Annotated in this window: 15 protein-coding genes; all 15 read right to left on the bottom strand. The window is 53.5% G+C overall.

From position 1 onward, the window contains the following. Positions 1-11 precede the first annotated feature (11 nt). Complete coding sequence (locus C8N40_RS03995) at positions 12-1358, bottom strand: amidohydrolase family protein (RefSeq protein WP_108210511.1); 1347 nt, start codon at positions 1356-1358, stop codon at positions 12-14. Positions 1359-1448: 90 nt separating this feature from the next. Continuing rightward, positions 1449-4472 (bottom strand): amidohydrolase family protein, encoded by a 3024-nt coding sequence (locus tag C8N40_RS03990; protein WP_108210510.1) that lies wholly within the window; start codon positions 4470-4472, stop codon positions 1449-1451. A 1109-nt stretch (positions 4473-5581) separates the two neighbouring features. Then, positions 5582-7477 (bottom strand): amidophosphoribosyltransferase, encoded by a 1896-nt coding sequence (locus tag C8N40_RS03985; protein ID WP_108210509.1) that lies wholly within the window; start codon positions 7475-7477, stop codon positions 5582-5584. A 7-nt stretch (positions 7478-7484) separates the two neighbouring features. After that, a complete protein-coding gene (locus C8N40_RS03980; protein WP_108210508.1) occupies positions 7485-8990 on the bottom strand; it encodes an NADH-quinone oxidoreductase subunit N in 1506 nt (501 codons plus the stop codon). After that, on the bottom strand, positions 8991-10736 hold the full coding sequence (locus tag C8N40_RS03975) for a complex I subunit 4 family protein (protein ID WP_108210507.1): 1746 nt from the start codon (positions 10734-10736) through the stop codon (positions 8991-8993). It lies immediately after the preceding gene. Positions 10737-10907: 171 nt separating this feature from the next. Continuing rightward, positions 10908-13070: an NADH-quinone oxidoreductase subunit L gene (gene nuoL / locus C8N40_RS03970; RefSeq protein WP_245904985.1), complete on the bottom strand. Its 2163-nt coding sequence runs from the start codon at positions 13068-13070 to the stop codon at positions 10908-10910. Positions 13071-13195: 125 nt separating this feature from the next. Beyond that, positions 13196-13993 (bottom strand): cation efflux transmembrane domain-containing protein, encoded by a 798-nt coding sequence (locus C8N40_RS03965; RefSeq protein ID WP_108210505.1) that lies wholly within the window; start codon positions 13991-13993, stop codon positions 13196-13198. A 5-nt stretch (positions 13994-13998) separates the two neighbouring features. Beyond that, positions 13999-14310 carry an NADH-quinone oxidoreductase subunit NuoK gene (gene nuoK, locus C8N40_RS03960; RefSeq protein WP_108210504.1) on the bottom strand — a complete coding sequence of 104 codons (312 nt, stop codon included), beginning with the start codon at positions 14308-14310 and terminating at the stop codon, positions 13999-14001. A 2-nt stretch (positions 14311-14312) separates the two neighbouring features. Further along, positions 14313-14825, bottom strand: a complete 513-nt coding sequence (locus C8N40_RS03955) for an NADH-quinone oxidoreductase subunit J family protein (protein ID WP_108210503.1) — start codon at positions 14823-14825, stop codon at positions 14313-14315. Between the two features lie 128 nt (positions 14826-14953). Further along, entirely contained in the window at positions 14954-15547 is a 594-nt protein-coding gene (locus tag C8N40_RS03950) for a NuoI/complex I 23 kDa subunit family protein (protein ID WP_170114016.1), read from the bottom strand. A 41-nt stretch (positions 15548-15588) separates the two neighbouring features. Continuing rightward, positions 15589-16158 carry an NUDIX hydrolase gene (locus tag C8N40_RS03945; protein WP_245904984.1) on the bottom strand — a complete coding sequence of 190 codons (570 nt, stop codon included), beginning with the start codon at positions 16156-16158 and terminating at the stop codon, positions 15589-15591. Between the two features lie 92 nt (positions 16159-16250). Continuing rightward, entirely contained in the window at positions 16251-16667 is a 417-nt protein-coding gene (locus C8N40_RS03940; protein WP_108210501.1) for a hypothetical protein, read from the bottom strand. Between the two features lie 76 nt (positions 16668-16743). After that, complete coding sequence (locus C8N40_RS03935; protein ID WP_108210500.1) at positions 16744-17847, bottom strand: complex I subunit 1/NuoH family protein; 1104 nt, start codon at positions 17845-17847, stop codon at positions 16744-16746. A gap of 268 nt (positions 17848-18115) precedes the next feature. Further along, on the bottom strand, positions 18116-18688 hold the full coding sequence (locus tag C8N40_RS03930; protein WP_146173504.1) for an exonuclease/endonuclease/phosphatase family protein: 573 nt from the start codon (positions 18686-18688) through the stop codon (positions 18116-18118). Positions 18689-18819: 131 nt separating this feature from the next. Continuing rightward, positions 18820-19578 carry a type I methionyl aminopeptidase gene (map, locus tag C8N40_RS03925; protein WP_108210498.1) on the bottom strand — a complete coding sequence of 253 codons (759 nt, stop codon included), beginning with the start codon at positions 19576-19578 and terminating at the stop codon, positions 18820-18822. Positions 19579-19583 lie beyond the last annotated feature (5 nt).

Here is a 19583-nt window from a genome sequence, read left to right as displayed (position 1 = left end):
GCAAGTATAAATTATTTACCTGCTGATGAGGAGGTAGCACCAGCCGGAACCTGCTGTTGCTGGTCCTTATACTTGGTGTTGAACTTCTCGTAGAGGTACTTCTGCTTGTCGGTCAGGTCTATCTTGCGGCCCTGGATGAAGGCGTGCGTCACGTTGTTGGTGCGCATGTCCAGCAGGTCGCCAGCGGATACCACCAGCGTTGCATCTTTGCCCACTTCCACAGAACCTACCTGCTTGTCCACACCCAGAATTTTGGCGGTGTTAAGCGTAACAGAAGCCAGCGCCTGCTCTTTGTCCAGGCCATAGGCAGCGGCCGTGCCGGCTATGAAGGGCAGGTTACGGATACCGTGGATGGCCAAATCATAATCCAGCGCAAACGGGATGCCCGCCTGGTGCAGCAAGTATGGCGTTTTATACGGCATGTCCACATCCTCCTCTGCACGGGATGGCAGCGCGTGCACGCCAGAGTAAATCACAGAGACGTTGTTGGCTTTCAAGAAGTCGGCAACGGCTACCGCATCGCGGGCACCCACCACTACAATCTCCTTCACGCCGTGCTTCCTAGCAAAGTTCACGCCTTCAATCATCTCCTTGCCATAGTTGGCGTGGATGTACAGCTTCTGCGTGCCGTCGAACAAACCGGTCATAGAGGCCAGTTTCAGGTTCTGGCTGTCGTGCTTGCCTGATTTGTAGACCGCTGCCTCGCGGAACAGCTTCTCCAGCTCCAGCATGGTTTTCTCACGCTCCTCGGCCATACGCTTCAGGCGCTCGTCGGCTTGTCTGTTGCCGGTTTCGATGAGCATGCTGGGCCAGTTCAGGTGCATGCCTACGTCTGCCTTCACGATGGCGTCTTCCCAGTTCCAGGCGTCCAGCTGCACGATAGAGGAAGTGCCAGCAATCGTGCCACCGATAGGTGTCACCTGCGTCATCAGCACGCCATTGGCACGCACCGTTGGGATGATGTCGGAATCCGTGTTATAGGCGATTACTGAGCGCACGTTCGGGTTCATCTCCCCCACCTCACGCCAGTCGATGGTCGCGCGCACACTTTCCACCTCGTTCAGGCCCAGCGCCGCGTTTGGCTGGATGAGGCCCGGGTAAATGTGCTGGCCCGTTACGTCCACTACTTCGTAGCCGCTCAGGTTGGCCCCGCTCTGCGGACCGGCGTACGTAATCTTTCCGTTATCAAAACCTACGGCGGCATTTTCCACTACCTGACCGTTGCCTACGTGCAGGGTAGCCCCCTTCAGCAGCACGGGTTTGCTTTGCTTGGGCGCAGGGGCAGGCACCTGTGCCACTGCCGGCACTGCAAACAGCAGCGCGACCAAAGCTGATATATATCTTTTATGAATTTTCATTTTATGAATTGTTGAAATTTTGATTGTTGATTGCTTATCGTTGACTGCTTAAAATTCAAGAGCAACAATTAACTAGCAACAACTAACAATTTAGTATGCAAAATACGCCTCTTCCTCGCTGTGCTCTACCTCCTCGCAGTGCATCACCTGAGTTCTTCTGCTCACAGGGCTTTGCGTTTTGGCACCACCGGCTTTGGCCTGCAGCATTTTCTGGATAAGGCGCACGCGCTCTTTCTCCAGTTCCACGCGCATCTGCTCGTCGCGCTCTACATCGTAGTAGGCAATGCCATCCACGAAAGTCTTCAGCGGCTTAGCGTAGATAGAGAGCGGATGCTCGTTCCACAGCACCACGTCGGCGTCTTTGCCAGCTTTAATGCTTCCCATTCTGTCGTCGAGGTGCAGGAGTTTGGCCGGGTTCAGGGTCACCATTTTCAGGGCGTCCTCTTCGCTCATACCGGTATACTTCACACTCTTGGCAGCCTCCTGGTTCAGGCGGCGGGCCATCTCGGCGTCGTCGGAGTTGATAGCCGTTACAATGCCCAGCTGGTTCATGATGCCGGCGTTGTGCGGAATCGCATCTTTCACCTCCATCTTATAAGCCCACCAGTCGGCAAAGGTTGAGCCACCTACGCCGTGCTCTTTCATCTTATCGGCCACTTTGTAGCCTTCCAGGATGTGCGTGAAGGTGTTCACCTTAAAGCCCATTTCCTCGGCCACGTTCATCAGCATGTTAATTTCCGACTGCACGTAAGAGTGGCAGGTGATAAAACGCTTCTCGTTCAGGATTTCCACCAGCGCCTCCAGCTCCAGGTCGCGTCGAGGCGACGGCGTTTTGGCTTTGTCGCGCTTGCTCAGCTTGTTGTAAGTGTTCCAGGCCTGCTCATACTCTTTGGCGCGCTGGAAAGCATCCACAAACACCTGCTCCACACCCATACGGGACTGCGGGAAACGGATGGTTTGCGTGCTGCCCCAGTTCGATTGCTTCACGTTCTCGCCCAGCGCAAACTTGATGTAACCGTCGGCATTTTCCACCAGCAGCTCGTCGGCGCTCTTGCCCCAACGCAGTTTAATAATAGCTGACTGGCCACCGATAGGGTTAGCCGAACCGTGCAGCAACTGCGAGGTGGTCACACCACCGGCCAGTTGGCGGTAGATGTTGATATCCTCCGGATTCACTACATCGGCCATGCGCACCTCAGAGGTAACAGCCTGCGTACCCTCGTTTACGCCGTGCAGCGCAATGTGCGAGTGCTCGTCGATGATGCCTGGTGTCACGTGCTTGCCGGTACCGTCCACAATCTTGGCGCCGGACTCGCTCAGGTTCTTGCCAACCTTGGCAATCTTGCCGTTTTTGATCAGCACATCAGCATTCTCCAGCTTGCCTTCTTTTTCGTTTGTCCAAACGGTAGCATTCTTAATCAGGATCGTCTCCTGCTTCGGCAGCTCTGGCTGGCCGTATGCGCGGAATGGGAAAATCATACTTCCAATCGCTGTGTCAGCCTCTTTCTTAGCACGCTCTTTCTTGGCCTGCTCGGTCATGGCTTCGGAGTAAGACGCCAGCCATTTTACAGAAGAAGCGTTTGGCAACTGGCCCTCGCCCTGCAGGTTTTTACCGGCTACCCAGCCGCTAAGGCGGATGCTCTCTTTGCTGTCTTTGCTCTCGGCAAAAGAGATGGTCACCAGGTTGCCTTTGATGCTAAGGTTTCCTTTTACCGTGTCTTTGGAAATTACCTGCAGTTCCGGTTTCTCGGCTGATCCGCTGATCAGGAGCTTGCGGCCAGTGTCGTTGCCCAGCTTCAACGTATAAACGCCACGGTAATCAGTTGGCAGGTCAGATACTTTATACTGCTCGCCCTGTACCCAGTTTTCCAGAATCACGCCGTCTTCCGAGAAAAGATTACCGGAGGTGATGATGAAGTTAGCCAGCATGCCCTTGTTCAGGTTGCCCACCAGGTTATCGGCACCCAGCAGTTTGGCGGGAGTAGCAGTCAGGGCCCTCAGTGCCTCTTCCTCGCTCAGGCCATACTTCACGGCTTTGCGCAGGTTCGGCAGGAAGTCCTTCTTGTCTTTCAGGTCGTGGGCGGTGAAGGCGATAGTCACACCCGCTTTCTGCAGCAGCGCCGCATTGGCAGGGGCCATTTCCCAGTGCTTCATGTCTTCCAGGGCCACACGGCGGGCATCAAACGGGTCCTCCACGTTATAGGCATCTGGGAAAGCAAGCGACAGGATAACAGGTGCGTTGGTGGCTTTTATTTGCGGCAGCATCTGGTACTCGTCGCCGGCACCTTTCATGATGTACTGCTTGCCAAACTCGTCGCCTACCTTGTCGGCACGCAGGATGTTCAGCTTGTTGTCGGCCTCAAAGATTTGCGGGAAGTTGTTTGCCTGTGTAAATGCCCGTAGGGAGATATTCTGCTCTTTCTGCGGATTCTGTGCGTTCCACTGGGCATCGAGGTAGGTCTGGCGCAACAGAGCCACAGAACCCATCAGCGAGTTCGGGTAATCCTGCTTGGATGTACCTTTGTCGAAGGAAAGGGCCGCGGCGGCTTTGTCCTTCAGCACCACTTCGTTCTCGCGCTTCTCAGCCAGTGTTACCAGGGCAGCCGTGCCACGGGCAATCCCGTCGCGGTGCACCGTCAGCACAGTGCCGAAGCCTTGCTTGCGCAGCTCATCGGCTTTTTTGGCGTCTACCTTAAACAATTCTACTGCATTTGTCTCCGGGCGGATAGCCTCGTTCCAGTTATAGGCGCCCTGCTTGGTGGACTCCATCTGCGGGGCGGCACGCCAGTTGCGGCGCTCTACCTTCACTTCCGGCAGGCCATAGTCGCTGTACATATCCACCAGGCCTGGGTAGATGTGCTTGCCTGCGGCATCCATCACCACGGCTCCGGCCGGCACTTTTACGTTCGTGCCCACGGCTTCTACTTTGCCGTTGCGGATAACGAGGGTGGCGTTAGGAATAGTGGTTTTGTAGTCGGTGTGGACGGTGGCATTGGTGAAGACCACGAGTCCGGCGCGCTCGTCGTAGACGCCGTTCCGCGGAAAGGTCTGCTGCGCCATCACACCGCCTGCACTGAAGGTGAGACAGGCTGCAATGGTTAGAATTTTCTTCATTCTGTAAGGTTGGAATAAAAGTTTAAGGTTTAGACAAGTTTCGGTTATCAAGTTAAGCATCAGGGTCATAAAATGCTACACCACGAACATAGTTTTCCTGCTATGTCTGCCCTATCTGCTTAAGGTGTTTGCTTTGACTCCTGGCATGATGAAAGGCTTAATGGGGAGGGGGATTTTATTTAATAGTTAGAAGGTATAACCACCTCTGGCCGGTTCTGCTCCTCCGGAGCCCACTTCAAGAGAAGCAGAACTCTGCTATACCGGGTCCAACCACCCCTAACCCCTCAGAGCTACGCTCGCTACCTTCGAACTCCCGTTCTCGGTAGTCTAAGGCGGGGAATCTGTGATTACTTGAGCCGAAGTATAATTTCATAGCTGCTGTTCTAGCACGGACAGGTCGCGACCTGTCCCTACAAAGTATAAACTCACCCCTAGCCCCTCCTTGTTTAAGGAGGGGAGCCTGTTATTGCTTCTGCTGAAGTATAAGGTACATAGTCAAAGTATAAACACCCCTATAGTCCCCTCAAGGGGACAGTTTCTGTACTACTATTTTATACTTCTCTTTCCAGTAGCATAAACCTTAGCTAAGAAGTGTCGATTCCAGTCCTTGGGTTGAGCGCCTATGCGAGTTTTTCCGGTGACGAGCGTGAGCGAGGCAGCCCGAGGTACGAGGGCAGGAAAAGCTCCCAGCGCGATGCCAAAGGACGAGCCCTCTCGGGCTTGAGAGCACCAAAGCCGGAGATGAAACAATTCAGCATGTAAAGCTTTGGATGAACGGTGGCTAGCAAGGATAGCTTGGTTCAATTAGAAGGAAGCAGCTGTTCAGGGAAGTATAGCCAAAGTATAAAAGTATAGCTCAAGTTATAAGTATGGCTTTTCAAGCCAGTTGGGTTACAAACCCAACATCATAGGAAGGCACGGGTTGCAAACCCGCGCCAGCAACTGGTATATGCGAACATCCATGTCCGCAACAGGAGGGGGTTCCGGACATGGATGTTCGAAACAACTTTATGAGCATAGGTCCAGCGGTAAGTGAACTGCTAAAACAAAACCGGCCGCTACATCTTCTGCAGCGGCCGGTTTAAGTATAAGTTTATACTTTATACTTCTTAATAAGCCCTTCCGGATTTATTCTCAATGTAATTCATGAACGCGCGGTTCACAACACCTGTACCGCCCGGGGTTGGGTAGTTGCCTGTAAAGTACCAGTCGCCTTTGTGGTTCGGGCAAGCCTGGTGCAGGTCTTCGATGGTCTGGTAGATTACCTGAACCTCTGCCTTCACGTCCGGCGCTTTTACGATTTGGGCCACTTTGTCTGAAATTTCATCATGCGTAAACATGTTGTAGAGCTCCTGCACAAAGTTTGTCTGCTTAAAGGCTGGCGTGCCGGCCGCAGCCACGCACTTGTTGTAAGTTTCCTGCACCTTATGAGACTGCCCACGATCTTTCAGCAGGTCCAGCAGGGCTCTGAAAGCTACAAACTCCTTCATTCTGGACATGTCGATGCCATAGCAGTCGGGGTAGCGGATCTGCGGTGCGCAGGACACGATGATGATTTTCTTCGGCTCCAGCTTGTCGAGCATTTTGATGATGCTCTTCTCCAGCGTCGTGCCGCGTACAATCGAATCGTCGAGTACCACCAGGGTATCCACACCTTTCTTCACCACCTCATAGGTCGTGTCGTACACGTGCGTTACCAGGTCGTTGCGGCTGTCGTCGTCGGTAATGAAAGTGCGCAGCTTCACGTCCTTTATCACCAGTTTCTCAGCGCGCGGCTTAAACTGCAGGATTTCGTCGAGTTCTTCCTCGGATAGCTTTTGGTTGAGGATGGCTTGCTTGCGGTAGTCGCGCAGGTAGTTCTCGATGCCCTTCATCATGCCCAGCCACGAGGTTTCAGCGGTGTTGGGGATGTAGGAGAACACGGTGTTCTTCAGGTCGTAGTCCACGGCCTCCAGTATCTGCCGACAAAGGAGCTTGCCCATGTTCTTGCGCTCGGTGTAGATCTCGGGGTCGTTGCCGCGGGAGAAGTAAATGCGCTCAAAGCTGCAGGAGAGTTTCTCACGCGGCTCCACAATCTCCTTCATCTCCGGGTTGCCGGCCTTGTCCACAATCAGGGCATGTCCGGGGGCGATTTCCTTAATCTCGCTATACTCTATGCCGAAAGCAGTTTTGATGGCAGGCTTCTCCGAGGCTACCACCACTACCTCATCATCCATGTAGTAGTAAGCCGGGCGGATACCGTTCGGGTCGCGGACTACGAACGAGGAGCCGAAACCGGTGAGGCCAGCCATGGCATAGCCACCGTCAAAATCCTTACAGGCACGCTTGAGCACGCGCTGCAGGTTCAGGTGCTGCTCAATCAGCGTGGTGATTTCCTTGTTGGTATAATCGCCCTTCTTGAACTCGTCGAACAGCATCTGGTTTTCTTCGTCCAGGAAGTGGCCGATTTTCTCCAGTACGGTGATGGTGTCGGATTTATGCTTGGGGTGCTGCCCCAGGTCCAGCAGCTTGTTGAACTGCTCGTCCACGTTGGTCATGTTAAAGTTACCGGCCACAGCAAGCGAGCGGCTGCGCCAGTTGTTCTCGCGCACCATCGGGTGACAGCTGTCCACGCTGTTCACACCGTGCGTGCCGTAGCGCAGGTGGCCCAGGTACACATCGCCCAGGAAAGGCAGGTTCTCCCACACCCACTCCACATCCTCTACCTGATCGGGGTAGCTATCCTTCAGCTTGCGGTACTCTTTAGAGATTTTGCCAAAGATGCTGTCGATGGCGCGGGTTTTTACAGAGCGGAAACGGCTGATGTAGTCGATGCCGGGCAGCGCGTTGATTTTGATGCTGGCCACGCCCGCACCATCCTGGCCGCGGTTGTGCTGCTTCTGCATGAGCAGGTACAGCTTGTTGATGCCGTACATCGGAGTGCCATACTTGTCGGCATAATAACTGATTGGTTTTCGGAGCCTGATTAGGGCGATACCACATTCGTGCTTAATTGCGTCGCTCATATGTGCATTAAAGTGTCTGGGCCAGTAAGTGCTCTATCCAGTGCAGCAGCAGGTCAGGTTTAAAGAAAAAGACCAGCAGCGGCAGGGCGAACAGTGCCAGCATCAGTTTATCTGACGGTGAAATAACTAAATTTTCGTGAGATTGATTCCTTTTGAAGAAAAGGTAGTATGGTATCTTGATATAGTAAAAAAGCGCCACCCCCGTCAGCAGGATTCCGATGATTAGCAGCACGAGCAGCATGGGGTTTCCGGACGAAGTATAGGCCTCCCACACGTTGCTAAAGATCAGCAGCTTGCCCATGAAACCAGCCAGCGGCGGCAGCCCCGTGAGCGAGAGCAGGTAGAGCACGGACATCACCCCGAAGTAAGGCAGCAAGCGGCCCAGCCCAGAAAAATCCTCCAGTGTTTGCACGCCATACTTCTCCTCGGCCACCTGCAGCAGCAAAAAGATACCGAAGTTCATGAACAGCAGCACCGTGAGGTAAAAAAGCACACTGGAAGTATAGCCTGTGCCAAAAGCCAGCAGCGCCGTCAGCAGGAAGCCGGCATGCGATACCGAAGAGTATGCCAGCAGCCTGCGTGGCGTGCGTTGCCAGAGGGCCGTAAAGTTACCGATGGCTAGTGTTACCAGAGCGGCGATACCTAGCAGCAGCTGCACATCGGCAAAGGCATCGGCGTCGGTAAAGTTATTTACAAAACGAAGGATTACCAGGATACCCGCCATCTTGGGACCGGTAGAGAAAAGCGCCACCACCGGCATCGGTGCGCCCTGGTATACATCCGGCGCCCAGAAATGAAAAGGGGCAGCAGAGATTTTAAAGAAAAAGCCGGCCAGCACCAGCACCGCAGCCACGGTTACCAGCAGCGTATCAGCCTGCAGCAGGCCCAGCGCAAAGTCCTCCGAAGCATAGTTCAGCGTCCCCGTCAGGCCATAAAAAAACGACATGCCGTACAGCATCACGCCCGCCGAAAACGTGCCATACAGCACATACTTCAGGCCGGCTTCCACGGCGCGTTTCTCCTGCTTAAAGGTAAGTGTAAGGATGTAGGAGGCGATGGAGACCAGCTCAATGGCCAGAAACACCATCAACAGGTTCACTGACTTGGCCATCAGGTTGAGGCCCAGCACCAGGATGAGTATAAGAGCGTAGAACTCGCCCCTGCCCTCCTGCAGCTTCTCCAGCCGCGGGTGCTGCAAGGACATGAGCACGGTAAAAATACCTGCCGCACTAAATAGTATGCCCCCAAAGCGGGCCATCCCATCCGATAGCAGCAAATCCAGGAAAGGCTCGTCGCCGGAAGTATAGCCGCCCAGCACCTGCAGCACCAGCACCCAGAACAAGCCGGTCAGGGCCAGCCAGGGCAAGAGCCTTTTTATACGTTGGGCCTTGAAAAGGTCGAGCGTCACGAGCAGCAGGAAAAAGCCGGCCAGCACCAGCTCCGGCAGCAGCGAGCCTGCCCCGGCAATTATGGCATCCAGCTTATCCGACAAGTATACCGCCTGCTCGTTCACTTATTTCTGTAGTGTTGATAAAATTAAACCCAGCTGCTCCTGCCCGCGCAGCAGCACCATCTCCGTGTAGCCGTTCACCGTCAGACCAATCTTGTCCAGCAGCAGGTGCGGGAAAATGCCGAAGACCAGGGCCAGCACTGCCAGCGGCACCAGCATCAGGTACTCCCTTGTGTTCAGGTCGGTGATGAGGGCATTCTGCCGCAGCTCGGGAAAGATCCAAAACTTGCCGAAGAACATGCGCTGCAGCGCCCACAGGTAGTAGGCTGCACTCAGCAGCAGGCCAAACACCGCCACCACTGTCAGCCAGCGCGGCAGCAAGCCTGTGGCCTCCGGCGCACCAAAGCCGCCCACCAGCACCAGCAGCTCCGAGATAAACCCGGAGAAGCCCGGCATCCCCAGCGAGGCAAAGAAGGCCACCACCACAAAGGCAGTATAAGCCGGCATCGCGTTGGCCAGGCCCCGGAAGTTATGAATCATGCGGTCATGGGCACGGTCGTAAATCACGCCCACCACCAGAAACAGCATAGCTGAGATAATGCCGTGGCTGAACATCATGTAGATCGCCCCGTTCACGCCCTCGTTGGTGAGCGTGGCCAGCCCCAGCAGTACAAAGCCCATGTGCGACACCGAGGAGTAAGCGATGAGCTTCTTCAGATCCTTCATGGCCAGCGCGTTCATCGCCCCGTAGATAATCGACAGCACGCCCAGGCCCCCGACAAGTATGGAGAAGTAGGTGCCAGCATCCGGGAAGATGGGGTACACGATGCGGATTAGGCCATAACCGCCTACTTTCAGAAGCAAGGCCGCCAGCAGCACCGAAATAGGCGTGGGCGCCTCCACGTGCGCGTCGGGTAGCCAGGTATGCACCGGCACCGACGGCACCTTGATGGCAAAACCGGCAAACAGCAGCAGGAACGCGATAAAGCGCAGCGGCAAGTCCCAAAGTATACTTCCTGAGAGCACGTGCAGCAGGCTGTTCGGGATAAAGTTGGCCGGCTCCATCATGGCCGGAATGCTGAAGGTATGCACCAGGTTGTAGTTGCTGATCTGGTTGCGCTGCAGCATCTGCTGCACCTGGCTGAGCACCTCGGCACTGGCCGCTTGCCCCCGCTCCAGCAGCCCCATCTGCACCGCGGTGGCCGCCGGGTCAATCACCGAAGTATAGAGCCCGATCATCACAATCAGGATAAATAGCGAGCCCACCAACGTATAAATGAAGAACTTGATAGCCGCATACTCGCGCTTTGGGCCGCCCCAGATGCCGATGAGAAAGTACATGGGCAGGAGCATGAATTCGAAGAAGAGGTAGAAGAGGAAGAAATCCAGCGCCAGAAAACAGCCCATCACGCTGGTGAGCAGCAGGAGGTAGAGCAGGAAATAACCCTTCACGTTTTTGGTGATGTTCCAGGAGGAGATCACCCCGATGACGCCCACCAGGCCCGTGAGCAGCACCAGGCTGATGCTCACCCCATCCACGCCCACGAAGTAGTCGATCTGGAAACGCCCCAGGTTGCCGAGCGAGAAGCCAATCCAGTTAAGTTTCTGCACAAACTGGTAGCCCATCTGCCCGTTAGCGGCCGCGCCTCCGTCGAACCGGAAGTATAAAAGTATAGCCAGCCCCATCTGCACCAGGGCTGCCAGCAGGGTCACCGCCTTTATCGGCTTATGCAGGCGCACCGGCAGCAGCAAGATGACAAGCGCTGCCAATAAGGGTGTAAAAATGAGGCTGGTAAGTATAAAATCCATTTATGTATTCGACACAAGTATCACGAATCAAGTAGCACGACGCTGCGTGTACCTTTTGCTGTTCCGGATTTGCTGTCCGACATAGCGTAAATTCAATCCTAAATTTTCAAATTCCTGATTTCCGCCTCCTGTTCATCCTTTCATCCCGAAAATCATGACTTCAAAGGTAAATCAAAACAGGATGATATATAGCATCAGCAAAATAAATCCGAACAGCGAGTAGGCGAAGTAACTCTGCACCTTGCCGTTCTGCAGCCCGCGGCCCACACGTCCCGTTACTTTGGAGAGCGCCCCCACCAGCCACACCAGTCCATCCACTACCCAGCGATCTACCCAGGCCACGAACTTGGCCAGGATCACCAGCGCCTTGCTGCCATTGTTTAGCACATAGTCAATAACTTTTATGTCGATGCGGTAAAGCTGGTGACCTAGCCGAAGCGTGGGCTGCACAAAAGTTCTGTCATAAAACTCGTTGAGGCGGAAATGCTGGTGCGAGAACTGCGCCAGCCTACCCTGCGGCTGCTCGTGCAGCAACTGACCTATTGTTCTGCTTTTATACTTTAGAATAGCCCAACTAATGCCTGCTACGCCCAGCAAAGTGGAAAGTATACCAAAAACCAGGTGCAGGGTATGGTTGGCTGCATCGCGTGCTATCACCGCCTGCACCAGCTCATCAGACAAGATGTAGGAGGTGGATAGTTTTTCCAGGCTGATGCCCTGCAGAAGCCAGCTGCCGCCGAAACTCAGCGGGTTAAGCGAGAAGAAAATGCCCAGCGAAAGTATAGCCAGCAGGATCACCGGCAACAGCATCACGCGCTCCACCTCCTGCCCTGCCTTCCCCCGCACGTCCTGCACCGGAAATGCTGCCCTGAACTCGCCGAAGAAGATAAACCACATGTGCCGCGCCATGTAGAAAGCCGTGAGCAGCACTACCGAGAATCCGATTACCGGGATGACAAAGTATAAACCGCCTCCCATGGTTTGCGCCCAGGCCCAGCTGCCAGAAAGGATGGCGTCTTTTGATAAGAATCCGGAGAAAAGCGGCAGGCCAACCAGCGCGGCTGCTGCCACCAGGTACGTATAAAATGTTAGCGGCATCGCTTTGCGCAAGCCTCCCATATGGCGAATGTCCTGCGCGTCGAGGGGCAGGTGGTGCTGGTGCAGCCCACGGTGCATGGCGTGGATGATGATGCCCGAGTTGAGGAAGAGCGCGGCCTTGAAAAACGCGTGGGTAGACAGGTGAAACAGCGCCGCGTCGTGCGCGCCCACGCCCATGCCCATCACCATATAGCCCAGCTGCGAGATGGTGGAGAAAGCCAGCACGGCTTTGATGTCATACTGCGTGAGTGCCACCAGGGCACCAACCAGGGCTGTCAGGGCTCCTACCAAGGCGATAACGGCAAGCGCCTCCGGCGTAAAGAAGGCATAGCAGCGGGCCACCAGGTATACGCCGGCTGCCACCATGGTAGCTGCGTGGATGAGTGCCGACACGGGCGTCGGCCCCTGCATGGCATCCGGCAGCCAGACCTGCAGCGGAAACTGCGCCGACTTGCCCACACAGCCCATAAACAGCCCCAGCCCCGCCACCGTCAGGAAGACCGGCCCCAGCTCCACCAGCCACTCCTGGTTGTTTAAAGTATAAGACGTTACAAAACTGCCGCCCTCCCAGACTCCATTCCCGATGAGCAGACGCAGCGCCTCCAGGTCGAAGGTGCGGAAATAAGTATAGAAAGCGAACAGCCCGAGCAGCAACCCAATATCGCCGATGCGGTTAATGAGAAAAGCCTTTTTGCTGGCCGCCACCGCAGCCGGTTTCTCAAACCAAAAGCCAATGAGCAAGTATGAGGATAACCCCACCAGCTCCCAGAACATAAACAGCAGCAGCAGGTTATCCACCAGCACAATACCCAGCATGCTAAAGGTAAACAGGCCCAGGAAGGCAAAGTAGCGGCTGTAGCCCTTGTCGCCGTGCATGTAGCCCACCGAGAACAGCTGCACCAAAAGCGAGATGAAAGTGACAATTACCAGCATCAGCACCGTGAGGTTATCGAGCAGGATACCAGCCGTAAAGTCGGTCAGGGAGTTGCCCGGCAGGCTGAACCAGGTAGTGCGCGCGTGAAAGGTGGCGGTGTTCCAGGTCTGCGCAAACAGCCACCCGGAAAGTATAAATGCCACCGCCGTCAGCCCGATGCCCAGCCAGTCGCCGTGGCGCGGCAGGCGCTTGCCCACTATAAACAGCACCAGAAAGCCCAGCAGCGGCAGCAACAGCACCACCAGCGCAGCTGTGGTTTGGGGTGTGCCCGCCAAAGGCTTTAAGAGTTCGGATAGCTCCAAAGTATACTTCTGGTTTTGTTAGGGAAAGGCATGGCCGGGGCCAGCAAACAGCGGGCAAAGTTAAGGAGAAAGTGCTTCTCTTAATAGCTAATCTTTAACTCTATATAGCAGAAGGGGCTTTCTTACTATTTAGACAGGCTCAGGATGCGGAATGCACCTCTTGCCACCAGCAGGAAGACCATGGCTCCGATGATAAGATCAGGGATTTTGGAAGCGGTGAAGTATACCAGCACCCCGGCCAGGATTACACCGATATTCGCGATCACGTCGTTCGAGGTAAAGATTACGCTGGCCTGCATGTGTGCTTCCCGGCTCTTTGACTTCTGCAACACGTAGAGGGAGGCAGCATTCCCCAGCAAAGCCAGGAAAGACACCAGGATCATGGTCTGGAAGGCTGGAGTAACCTCGAAGCCGAGAAACCGGCGGATTACCTCGGCAAAACCAAGTATGGCTAACCCTAACTGCAGGTATCCGCTAATCCTGGCGATACTCTTTTTGCGACTAGCGGCCCCTCCTACTGCAAACAGCGCCAGGCCATACACAAAAGCATCCGCCAGCATGTCCAGCGAATCAGCCACCAGCCCCATGGATCTCGACAGGAAGCCGGTTATCATTTCCAGCACAAAAAAACCGAAGTTGATCAGGAGCACGATCCACAGCAACCTTCGTTCTGCTGCAGGTTGTGAAGCCGTTGTCACAGCCGCTGTTTCTTCTGAAGAGAGTAAAGCGGCATCCAGCTTCAACTCATTAATGGCTCCCGCTATCGCATCAGCCTCTCCGGAGTGAATAACGGTTAACTGCCTGTTCGGAATATCGAAGTCCAGCCGCGTTATGGTTGCATCGTCCTCCAGTTTCATCCGGATCATCTGCTCCTCTGAGGGACAATCCATTTTTGAAACGCTGAAAGTTGATTTCTGTACCATAGACTTTATTTCTCTGGCGTAACGATTTGATTCAGGTTGGCCGTTTTAAAGTACTGGTACACCCGCAGCACGATGGCCAGCGCCACGGCTGCCTCAGCGGCAGCGACCAGGATAACGAAGAGGGAGAACATCTGGCCCTGCAGCAACGTGGGGTCGTGGCGGCTGAAGGCAACCAGGTTGAGGTTGGCCGCATTAAAAATCAGCTCGATACCCATCAGCACTACCACCGCATGGCGCTTGGAGATAACGGCCAGCACTCCGATGCTGAACAGTACCGCGCTCAAAAGTAAAATATGCTCTAACGGAATCTGCTCCATACTTATGCGTTCTGTTTTTCGGTGGCGACGTAGGCGGCACCCATCAGGGCGATGAGCAGCAGCAGCGAAGCCAGCTCAAAAGGCACCACAAAATCGGTCATCAGCTTAATGCCTATACTTTGCACCGTGCTTTTCTGATTACCCAGCACATCCACCTCGGAAGGCTGCAGCCAGGGCAGCGAGGCAACATTCGCCTTCAGGATGGCATAGCTCAGCCCGACAAGTATAAGCCCGGCCACCAGCGTACCCCATACTTTGTTCACGCTCTCCGACAGCACCGACTTGTTGTGCACGCGGCTGCTGAGCATGATGCCGAAAAGAATCAGCACCAGCACCCCGCCCACATACACCATCAGCTGCGTGACGGCCACAAAGTCGGCAAACAGCAGTACGTAAATGCCGGCTATACTCAGCAAGGTTATCAGCAGCGAAAAGCCCGCATACAGCAGGTTGCGCGTCAGCACTACATAGGCTGCCGAAAGTATGGCAAGTATGGCGAAGAGGTAGAAAAGCACGGTTTAGTTGTTCGTTGTTAGTTATTCGTTGTTCGTCTTCTGGCGCAAGCGTCCGCTTGTGCCTTTTTAGCTCCTGTTTCGGGAGCACAAGCGGACGCTTGCGCTATGAATTGTTTTTACTTTAACAATTACCCCTGCTGCTTCCGTGCTGCCAACGCGGCTGCTTTGGCGGCGGCCATTTCTTCCTGCTGTTTGGCCAGCAACTGCTTCTTCTCCTCGGCCTGCTCCGGTGTGAGGTCGGTGAAGTGGTAGACCATGTTCTTGATGTTTACTTCCGCGAAATCATACACTGGCGTCATGGTGAGGCAATCGGTGGGGCAAACGGTGGTGCAGAGGCCGCAGTAGCAGCATTTGGCCATGTCGATGTCGAACACCGGCGCGTAGAGGCGTTTTTTAGTGCCGTCGGAAGTCATGCCAATATCCTCTGTAGCCTTTACAGACTCAATCGTAATGCAGTTGACCGGGCATATCTTGGCGCAGAGGTCGCAGACAATACAGTCGTCAATCTCGTTGTGCAGGCGGTAGCGGCCGTTGTCGGGCACGGGGATAGCCTCGTACGGATACTTGAGCGTGGCCATGCCATCGGGCTGCTTAAAGTAGTTCTCGTCCGACACATACTCCGGTGTGCGGCGGTTGCGGGCGTTCTTAAAGTGCCGCCACGTCAGGCCAAGTCCGCTCACCAGCGACTTCACCACGTACCCAAAACCTGTATGTTTTTTCACTTCGTTCAAGTTAAGAATTATGAGTTAAGCGTTCAACGCACTCAGAGCGCGTCCTCCTCCAGCTCATTTATTATACTTAGCAACTCACTCAGCATCATAGCAGTGGCACCCCAAACCGTATGGCCGTCCACCCCAAAATAAGGCGCAGATATCTCTATGTTGCCAGCTACCACAAAGTTAGTAATCCCCCGGATGCTTGTATCGAGCAGCGTGGAGAGCGGCACTTCTATCAGTTGGTCCACTTCCCTGGGGTCAACCAAAAAAGCCGGCTTATGCTCCATATAACCAACCACCGGATGCACCATATGGTTGCTGGCAAATACAAAGAGATCGCTCAGGTGGCCAACAACGGTAACCTCTGCCGGGTTGATGCCTATTTCTTCCTGCGCCTCTCTTAAGGCTGTTTCGTAGAAATCTGCATCCGCTTTTTCCCTTCTGCCTCCGGGCAGCCCAATCTGGCCGCTATGTACGCCCGCATAAACAGGCCTCAGGATAAGTGGCAGCTTTATTTGTTCCTTATCCTGGTAAAATAATATCAGTACAGCACTCTCTTTCGTCTGGCTGTCAGGCTTCGGTCTGAGTTTAAGGTTAGTCCGGGTGGTGCTTGCCATCAGGTTATGAGCAGCTTCACCGGGCAGTGGCTCCTGTAATCTCTTCCTTAGTGCCTCGATAAAGTTATGCATCAGACTGGGCTATGGTGCGTTTATGCACTATAGGTGTTGTTGTGCCTTCGTGGCTTTTTGCTTTTGTTCAGAGTAATCCAAATCAGAATAGAGAAAGACAGCGTTATGATGGCAAAGTATTTCTCGAAATTTGTCTTTGCTACCATGTTTCCAATAGTGTTTAAGATAAACAATACCAGAAATGCCCATAAAACAATGTTCACAAATTTCAGGGGTAAGATCGGCTTCACATACTCCCCTTTTATTAAAAGAATGAAACCCAGAAAGAAATTGATTGCTAAAGATATTGATTCGAACACGTACATCTCAGCATCACTTTTCAATCTACCACCCCATGTAATTTCGTAAGGAATCACCTTGAAAAGAATTGCCATGTGAAAAATCGTGATAGCTACGACTAGCCACAACATTATTTTAATTGCAATTCTCTTATCCATATCCTTTTAATTTTAATCTTTATGCGCACTACAACCGGCTATCAACTGTATCTGATTTCCCTCTCTTGAGTCTAATTTAAATCATCAACAAACGCCAGATGCCGGCTATTAAAACTACAGCCAGCGCTACCGGCGTGAGCACTTTCCAGCACAGGTGCATGAGTTGGTCTACGCGCAGGCGCGGATAGGTCCAGCGAAGCTGCAGCTGCAGGAATAAAAGTATAAAAGTCTTGCTCAGCAGCCAGAAAACTCCCCACAGTATACTTGATAGTTCTCCGGGCGTGCCGGAGCTCCAGTAGGCCAGTGCCACAGGGCCAATGTTCGGCAAGGGCGTGTTCCAACTGCCCAGGAAAAGCACTACCGCTACCAGACACACCAACACCATCATGCTATACTCGGCCAGAAATAGCACCGCAAACCGGAAGCCCGAGTACTCTACGTGGAAACCCGCCACCAGCTCCGACTCTGCCTCCGGGATGTCGAACGGCGCGCGGTTGCTCTCGGCCAGCGAGGCAATGAAGTATATCACAAAGGCTACCAAAAGTATAGGCGCCCGGAAAATGTTCCAGGTCGTGATGCCGCCGATAGTAGTGGTGTTGATACCCAAGGCCTCAATACCGAAGAGCCAGTTCATCTCGTACTCCAGTCCCGGAAACTGATTCATCAGCGCCCCCTGCTGGTAACTTATCTCCTGGAAGTCCAGCGACTGGCACACCATCACCACTGAAAGTATAGCCAGCCCCGCCGGAATCTCATAAGACACGATTTGGGCCACCGAGCGCATCGCGCCCAGCATGGCATACTTGTTATTCGAGCCCCAGCCGGCCATCAGCAGCCCCACCACATCCAGCGAGATAATGGCCAGCAGGTAAAACACGCCGATGCCAATTCCGGCAGGCACTAAATCTGGTGTGAAGGGAATCACCGCAAAGCCCGCGAAAACAGCCGCGAAGATGAGAATGGGCGCCAGCCTGAACAGCCCTTTGTCGGCAGCTGCCGGTACGATGTCTTCTTTCTGCAGCAGCTTCAGCACATCGGCCACCGCCTGCAGCGAGCCCTGCGGCCCTGCCTCGGTAGGCCCCATGCGGTCTTGCATAAAAGCGGCCACCTTGCGCTCAGCATAGGCCAGCACAATCACCACTCCCAGCAAGGCTCCTAAGGTCAGCAGAAAAGCGAGCATAGCGTTTGTCTTTATCCCCGCAAAGGTAGGGTATAATTTGGAGAATAGAATTTTGTCAGAATCAGGATTTGCGGGATTTGTGGATGGGGAGGATCATCTGAGTCCCCAAACCAACCACCCCTGCCCCTCAGAGCTGCGCTCGCTACCTTCAAACTCGTGTTCTCGGTAGTCCAAAGAGGGGAGTCTGCGACTGCCAATTTTAGAGTATGAGTTTCATAGCTATTGGTACTGTGCTGACAGGTCGCGACCAGTTCCTGCAAATAGAACTTTACCAGATCAACAGGCTGTTCTGCCCGACAACCCTCCACTTATCATTCTCTTTTGTGAAGAAGTATGCTTTTTCAAATCCCCAATCCGGATCTTTAGTAAAAAGTACTACTGCAATAGCATGATCAGCACTTTTATTGAAAGCAATATTATTTAACCAAACAGCACCTAAGGTATCTCCAGGGTAGTATGATTCTTTACCTTTCAGCACAGGGACTAGCTTATACTTAAAAGAAGTATTCAAACTTCCAGGTTCTACAATCTTATAGAATTTCCAGGTACTATCCGCAATTATCTCTCTGAACCGCTCTTCTTCGAATCCATCATATTTCTTTAAGAGATCTTTCCCACTAGCTGTATATCTTTCTTCTGAAAATAATCTATCAGTAAAATGGTGCGGTTCATCTTCTGGACTAAAGATTACCTCCACAACTACACTATCGTTAACCATTACAGGCTCCGCATCTAACCATCTATCAGATCGCCCTAATAAAGAATCGAAAGCCAAGCTATAGATTTGGGTAATATCATCCTGCGTGAAGGGAATCATGACTTCCCTCTCCTCCTGCTGCACTTGCTTACAGCAAAAGAGCAACAGGCACAGGGGTAACGTATAGCTATACTTCAGAAATCGCCACATCTTCAAATTTCTAATTTTCCCACTCTACCGGGCGCAGTATAAACTGCTAGAGGCTGTGCAGCGGCTTATATACCGTTTGATTTGGTAAGGATAATCGGTTCGCTGTCGGTGATGAGGATGGTGTGTTCGTGCTGCGCCACATAACCACCACGTTCGGCAAGCAGCGTCCAGCCGTCGCCTTTCTCGTGGGTATAACTGCCCTTAGTGGAGATAAAGGTTTCTACGGCAACCACCGTGTTTTTCCGGAAGCGCTGCGTGTTGTAGCGGTCATAAAAGCAGGGAATCTCGTTTGGCGCTTCATGCAGGCTTCTGCCTACGCCGTGGCCCACCAGGTTCTTGATTACCTTAAAGCCATTCTTTTTGGCTTCCATTTCAATGATTCTGCCTATCTCGGAGATTCGTTTTCCGCCCCTGATTTCCTTCAGCGCCTTGTGCAGCGCGCTCACGGAGGTATCCACCAGCTTTTTCAGCCCGTGCACGTCCTTGCCAAGTATAAAAGAGCCGCCATTGTCGGCATAAAAGCCGTTTAACTCCGCCGACACGTCTATATTCACCAAATCGCCCTCTTTCAGCACCGTGTTTTCGGAAGGGATGCCGTGCGCAGCCTCGTTGTTGATGCTGATGCACGTATAGCCGGGAAAGTCGTAGGTGATTTTGGGTGCAGACTTCGCCCCGAAGGATTGCAGCACCTCGTAGCCATACGCATCGAGCTGTTTGGTGGTGATGCCCGGCTTGGTATACTCACGCATTTTCTTGAGGGTAACCGCAACGGCTTCGCTTACCTGCTGCATTCCTACCAACTCTTCCTCCGATTCTATCGTCATCGTGT

The sequence above is a fragment of the Pontibacter mucosus genome (assembly GCF_003054055.1).
Classification (GTDB): domain Bacteria; phylum Bacteroidota; class Bacteroidia; order Cytophagales; family Hymenobacteraceae; genus Pontibacter; species Pontibacter mucosus.
Note: the sequence above shows the minus strand (reverse complement) of the source record. Positions and strands in the feature narration are given on the sequence as shown.

Coding starts and splice junctions, on each gene's coding strand:
- C8N40_RS03995 (WP_108210511.1), bottom strand. CDS start 1,358: ATGAAAATTCATAAAAGATATATATCAGCTTTGGTCGCGCTGCTGTTT.
- C8N40_RS03990 (WP_108210510.1), bottom strand. CDS start 4,472: ATGAAGAAAATTCTAACCATTGCAGCCTGTCTCACCTTCAGTGCAGGC.
- C8N40_RS03985 (WP_108210509.1), bottom strand. CDS start 7,477: ATGAGCGACGCAATTAAGCACGAATGTGGTATCGCCCTAATCAGGCTC.
- C8N40_RS03975 (WP_108210507.1), bottom strand. CDS start 10,736: ATGGATTTTATACTTACCAGCCTCATTTTTACACCCTTATTGGCAGCG.
- C8N40_RS03965 (WP_108210505.1), bottom strand. CDS start 13,993: ATGGTACAGAAATCAACTTTCAGCGTTTCAAAAATGGATTGTCCCTCA.
- nuoK (WP_108210504.1), bottom strand. CDS start 14,310: ATGGAGCAGATTCCGTTAGAGCATATTTTACTTTTGAGCGCGGTACTG.
- C8N40_RS03945 (WP_245904984.1), bottom strand. CDS start 16,158: ATGGCAAGCACCACCCGGACTAACCTTAAACTCAGACCGAAGCCTGAC.
- C8N40_RS03940 (WP_108210501.1), bottom strand. CDS start 16,667: ATGGATAAGAGAATTGCAATTAAAATAATGTTGTGGCTAGTCGTAGCT.
- C8N40_RS03935 (WP_108210500.1), bottom strand. CDS start 17,847: ATGCTCGCTTTTCTGCTGACCTTAGGAGCCTTGCTGGGAGTGGTGATT.
- map (WP_108210498.1), bottom strand. CDS start 19,578: ATGACGATAGAATCGGAGGAAGAGTTGGTAGGAATGCAGCAGGTAAGC.